This is a genomic window from Planomonospora algeriensis (assembly GCF_977012225.1).
In genome coordinates, this window is the sequence record NZ_CDRNDK010000425.1 from 1 (window position 1) to 5289 (window position 5289).

Below are 5289 nucleotides of genomic sequence, written 5' to 3' on the forward strand. Positions count from 1 at the left end.
GGCCGCGCGCGCCGCGCTCAGCACGAGCTCCCCCTCGGCCAGCGGGGCCAGCGCCCGGCGCTGCGCGGCCGAGCCGTACCGGGCGACGGTCATCGCGGCGACCAGGCTCTGCTGGACGGGACGGGGCGACGTGGGCGCCGACCTCGCGCAGGATCACGGCCAGCTCCACCGGCCCGAGCCCGGCGCCGCCCGCCTCCTCGGGAAGGACCGCGCCGAGCAGCCCGGCCCGGGCGAGGACGCGCCACAGGCCCGCGTCGTACGGCTCACCGCTCCGCTCGTGCGCCTCGAGCCGGTCCGGGGCCGCCTCCCGGCCGAGCAGCTCCGCCGCGAGCCCGCGCAGCTCTTCCTGTGCCTCGTCAAGGGTGAAGTCCACTGGCGCCTCCCGGCGGTGGTGCCCGAATCGCTCGACCAGAAATTAGAACAGATTCCAATAACTGTCCAGAGTGCCCACTTTCAACATCGCACAGAATGCCGTCGTGAGACATATCTCATGGAGAAGCCAGGAGATTTGTGACCGGCGGGTAACTCATCGGAAGAGACGGGAATCAGATAACGTGTTCTCATGCGCACACCGCATATGACCATCGAGACGTCGGCCGTCCCGCGTCTCACCGGCACGTCCACCCCGAGCACCGCCGGACCCGTCACGAGCAAGGGGGCAGGCGTGCACGGCGAACCCTCGTCCACCGGCGTCCGCACGAGGAGCCAGCACCAGCGGCGCAAGCGGATCATCCAGGCCGCCGCGGCCCTCGCCTCCCGGGGCGGCGTCGAGGCCATGCAGATGCGCACCGTCGCCGAGCGCGCGGGGGTCGCGCTGGGCACGCTCTACCGCTACTTCCCCTCCAAGATGGACCTGGTCGTCGCCGTCGTGGGCGAGGAGATCGACCTGCTGGAGAGCAGCATCGAGCGCCGCCCGCCCAGCGCCTCCGACCCGGCGGGCCGTGCGGTCGACGTGCTGATGCGGGCCACCCGCGGCCTGATGCGCGAGCCCGAGCTCGCCGACGCGCTCATCCGCTCGCTGATCATGACCGAGGTGGAGACCCCTTTCGGCGACCGCATGGCGGGCCTGCTCGTCCGCGTCGCCGGGGAGGGGACCCGCGTGGACGGCACGACCGAGGAGCAGGTCGCCCTGGCGGGGTCGCTGGCGAGCGTCTGGGTCCACGAGCTGCTGGAGATGCTGCGCGGGCGGCGGACCTACGAGCAGATCCAGTGGCGCATCGAGATCGCCGCCGTCCGCCTGTTCGCCGACTTCCCCGCCGCCCCCTCCGCCTGAGGCCGGAGCGGGTCGCGGGACGGCCCGGGAAGTGACCCGGACGACGTCCCGGGCGGCGTGCGGGCGGGCCCCGGTCGCCGCGGCCGCCTCCGGACGCCCTCGCGCTCCGGCCCCTACACTCCTGGACATCCGATGTACGGGCGAGTCTGGGACGGTGAAGCGTGGCGGTCACCGACGCCGCGATCGACAAGATCAAGCAGATGATCCTCTCGGGTGAGCTCACCCCGGGCAGCCGCCTGCCGAAGGAGGCCGATCTCGCCGAACGGCTCGGCCTGTCCCGCAACTCCCTGCGCGAGGCGGTCCGCGCGCTGGCCCTGATCAACGTGCTGGACGTGCGCCAGGGCGACGGCACCTACGTGACCAGCCTGGAGCCGAGGCTGCTGCTGGACGCCATGTCGTTCGTGGTGGACTTCCATCAGGACGACACCGTGCTGCAGTTCTTCCAGGTCCGGCTGATCCTGGAACCGGCGGCCACCGCCATGGCCGCGGCCCGGATGGACGAGGCCGGGGTGGCCGAGCTGCGCGGGATCCTCGCCTCGCTGCCCGGCGACCCGAGCGTCGAGCAGCTCGTCGCCAACGACCTGGAGTTCCACCGGCGCATCGCGGCGGGCTCGGGGAACGCGGTGCTCTGCTCGCTGATCGAGAGCCTGTCCGGCCCGACCACCCGGGCGCGCGTCTGGCGGGGGCTCACCCAGGAGGGGGCCCTGGCCAAGACCCGTGAGCAGCACGCCGCGATCTGCGAGGCCATCGCCTCCCGCCAGCCGGAGGTCGCCCGCGCCTGGGCCACCGTGCACATCGCCGGCGTCGAGGAGTGGCTCCGCAGCGCCCTCGCCTGACCCGGCGGACAGGGCGGCGGAGAGGACGGCGCCCCGGGCCGCCGCCTCAGGTGACCCGCATCGCCTGACCCCGCCTCGCCTGACCCGGCGGAGAGAACGGCGCCCCGGGCCGCCGCCTCAGGTGATCAGGCCCTCGGCGGCGAGATCGGCCCAGAGGGCCTCGGGGACGGGCACGGCGGCCAGGGCGGCGTTGCGGGCGACCTCGGTGGCCGAGCGGGCCCCGGCGACCACGGAGACGACCGCCGGATGGCGGAGCGGGAAGGCCAGCGCCGCCTGGGGCAGGGTGACGCCGTGGCGCTCGCAGACCCCGGCGATCCGGCGGGCGCGCGCCAGCAGCGGCCCGGGAGCCGGCGCGTAGTCGTAGGTGCCGGAGGCCTCGTGGGTGGCCAGCAGGCCGCTGTTGAACACCCCCGCCGCGAGCACGGAGACGCCGCGCTCCTGGCAGAGCGGGAGCAGCTCGCGCGCGCCCGACTGGTCGAGCAGCGTGTGGCGCCCCGCCAGCATCACCACGTCCATGTCCGTCTCCCGGACGAACCGGGCGAGCATCTCCCACTGGTTCATGCCGGCCCCGACCGCCCTGACGACGCCCTGGTCGCGCAGCTCGGCCAGGGCCGGGTACGCCTCGGAGACGGCCTGCTCCCAGTGGTCGTCCGGATCGTGGATCAGCGCGACGTCGACCCGGTCGAGACCGAGCCGTTCCAGGCTCTCCTCCAGCGACCGGCGCACCCCGTCGCGCGAGTAGTCGCGTACCCGGCGCAGGTCCGCGGGGACGTCGAAGCCCTCCCCGTCGCGTAGGCCCCCGCCCCCGTCCTCCGCCGGCACGAGCAGGCGCCCGACCTTGGTGGAGAGCGTGTAGGAGTCGCGGGGACGGCTCGCCAGGGCCGCGCCGAGCCGCCGCTCCGACAGTCCCAGCCCGTAGTGGGGCGCGGTGTCGAACAGCCGGATCCCGGCCTCGTAGGCGGCGTCGACCGCCGCCCGCGCCGTCTCGTCGTCCACCGCATCGAACAGGTTGCCGATGGGGGCGGCGCCGAAGCCGTACCTGCCGACGCCCGTCCTGAAGTCCACGCCGCCGCCCGTTCAGGATCCCGGCCGGAGGCGGAGGCCCTGCATGCCGCCGTCCACGGCCAGGACCGTCCCGGTGGTGGAGGCCGCGAGCGGGCTCGCGAGGTGGGCGATCGCCGCGGCGACCTCCTCGGCGCTCACCAGGCGGCCCATCGGCTGCCGCCCTTCCAGCGCGGCCCGCTCCGCCGCCGGGTCCTCCGCCGCGTCCAGCAGCCGCTGCACCCAGGGGGTGTCCGCGGTGCCCGGGTTGACGCAGTTGACCCGGATGCCCTCGCGGACGTGGTCGGCGGCCATCGCGAGCGTGAGCGCCTGCACGGCCCCCTTGGAGGCGCTGTAGAGCGCCCGCTGGGGCAGTCCCGCGGTGGCGGCGATCGAGCAGGTGTTGACGATCGCGGCGCGGGCCGACCGGCGCAGATGGGGCAGGGCCGCCCGGGTCACCCGGACCAGGCCGAGCACGTTGACGTCCAGGACCCGGGACCACTCCTCGTAGGGGTTGTCCTCGACCGTCCCGGCGGCGCCGATCCCGGCGTTGTTGACCAGGACGTCCAGGCCGCCCAGCCGCTCGGCGGCCTCGGCCACCGCCGTACGGACCTGTGCCTCGTCGGTGACGTCCGCGGTGACGCCGAGCAGCGGCTCCCCCGGCGGGTTCAGGTCCAGGCAGGCGACCGCGGCTCCGCGCGCGGCGAGCAGGGTCGCGGTGGCCAGGCCGATCCCGGATCCGCCCCCGGTGACCAGCGCCTTCATGCCGTCGAACTCACCCATCGAGAGACCTCCAGACCGCGCCGCCGGGGTAGGTGTGGGCGGCGATCGACTCCGGCCGCATCTCCGCGCCGAAACCGGGCCGCTCCGGCGCGACGTAGGCGCCGTTCCTGATCACCACCGGGTCGGTGAAGTGCTCGTGGAGGTGGTCGACGTACTCGATCACCCGGTTCTCCATCGAGCCGCTGACCGCGACGTAGTCGAACATCGCCAGGTGCTGCACCAGCTCGCACAGGCCCACGCCGCCCGCGTGCGGGCAGACCGGGACGCCGAACTTCGCGGCGAGCAGCAGGATCGCCACGTTCTCGTTCACGCCCGCCACCCGGGCCGCGTCGAGCTGCAGGTAGGAGACCGCCTCGGCCTGCAGCAGCTGCTTGAAGACCGTGCGGTTGGCCACGTGCTCGCCGGTGGCGACGGGGATCGGCGCGATGCCCCGGGCGATGGCGGCGTGCCCGAGCACGTCGTCGGGGCTGGTCGGCTCCTCCACCCAGTGCGGCCGGAACTCCGCCAGCTCCTTCACCCAGGCGACGGCCGCCCCGACGTCCCAGCGCTGGTTGGCGTCGATCGCGATCGGGAAGCCCTCCCCGCAGGTCTCCCGGGCGATGCGCATCCGCCGCCGGTCGTCCGCCAGGTCCGCGCCGACCTTCAGCTTGATCTGGGCGAAGCCCGCGGCCATCGCCTCCTCGCACAGGCGGCGCAGCTTCTCGTCGCCGTAGCCGAGCCAGCCGGGCGAGGTGGTGTAGGCCGGGTAGCCGTGCTCCCGCAGGTGCGCGATCCGCCCGGCGCGGCCCGGTTCCGCGGCGCGCAGGATCGCCAGCGCCTCCTCCGGGGTGATCGCGTCGGTGAGGTAGCGGAAGTCCACCAGGCCGACGAGCTCCTCGGGGGACATCCCGGCCAGCAGCAGCCAGAGCGGCCGGCCCGCGCGCCGGGCCTTCAGGTCCCACAGCGCGTTGACCACGGCGGAGATCGCCATGTGCGTGACGCCCTTCTCCGGGCCGAGCCAGCGCAGCTGGGAGTCGTGGACCATCTCCCGCCAGAGCGCGCCGAGGTCCTCGGCGTCCCGGCCGAGCACGTACGGTTCCAGCGCCCGGATCGCGGCGGTCTGCACCTCGTTGCCGCGGCCGATGGTGAAGGCGAACCCGTGCCCTTCGAACCCGTCGTCGGTGCGGAGCACGAGGTAGGCGGCCGAGTAGTCGGGGTCCGGGTTCATCGCGTCGGAGCCGTCGAGCTCCAGCGAGGTCGGGAAGCGGACGTCGTGGCAGGTCATCGAGACGATCCGGTAGGGCCCCGGCTCCGCCGCCCGTGCCGCCGCGCCGGTCCGCTCACCGGGCCCGCTCACGCGCCCTCCTCCGCCGGCCG

The 5289-nt window shown here is 74.2% G+C and carries 6 protein-coding genes; 2 read left to right on the forward strand and 4 right to left on the reverse strand.

Annotated elements, in window-relative coordinates:
* On the reverse strand, positions 1-373 hold a 373-nt coding region (locus tag ACWJ6R_RS29350), incomplete at its 3' end, for an acyl-CoA dehydrogenase family protein (protein ID WP_449065337.1).
* Between the two features lie 189 nt (positions 374-562).
* On the opposite strand from ACWJ6R_RS29350, the gene ACWJ6R_RS29355 reads away from it, so the two are divergent.
* Positions 563-1273: a TetR family transcriptional regulator gene (locus ACWJ6R_RS29355; protein WP_449065338.1), complete on the forward strand. Its 711-nt coding sequence runs from the start codon at positions 563-565 to the stop codon at positions 1271-1273.
* Between the two features lie 161 nt (positions 1274-1434).
* Complete coding sequence (locus tag ACWJ6R_RS29360) at positions 1435-2109, forward strand: FadR/GntR family transcriptional regulator (RefSeq protein ID WP_449065339.1); 675 nt, start codon at positions 1435-1437, stop codon at positions 2107-2109.
* A gap of 117 nt (positions 2110-2226) precedes the next feature.
* Here ACWJ6R_RS29360 and ACWJ6R_RS29365 read toward each other — a convergent pair whose 3' ends face one another.
* The 3 genes from ACWJ6R_RS29365 to ACWJ6R_RS29375 form a co-directional block, all read right to left on the reverse strand.
* Positions 2227-3174: an aldo/keto reductase gene (locus ACWJ6R_RS29365; RefSeq protein WP_449065340.1), complete on the reverse strand. Its 948-nt coding sequence runs from the start codon at positions 3172-3174 to the stop codon at positions 2227-2229.
* 12 nt (positions 3175-3186) lie between these two features.
* On the reverse strand, positions 3187-3933 hold the full coding sequence (locus tag ACWJ6R_RS29370; RefSeq protein WP_449065341.1) for an SDR family NAD(P)-dependent oxidoreductase: 747 nt from the start codon (positions 3931-3933) through the stop codon (positions 3187-3189).
* The coding region (locus ACWJ6R_RS29375) for an L-fuconate dehydratase (protein WP_449065342.1) at positions 3926-5289 on the reverse strand (1364 nt) is incomplete at its 5' end. The genes ACWJ6R_RS29370 and ACWJ6R_RS29375, both read right to left, overlap by 8 nt.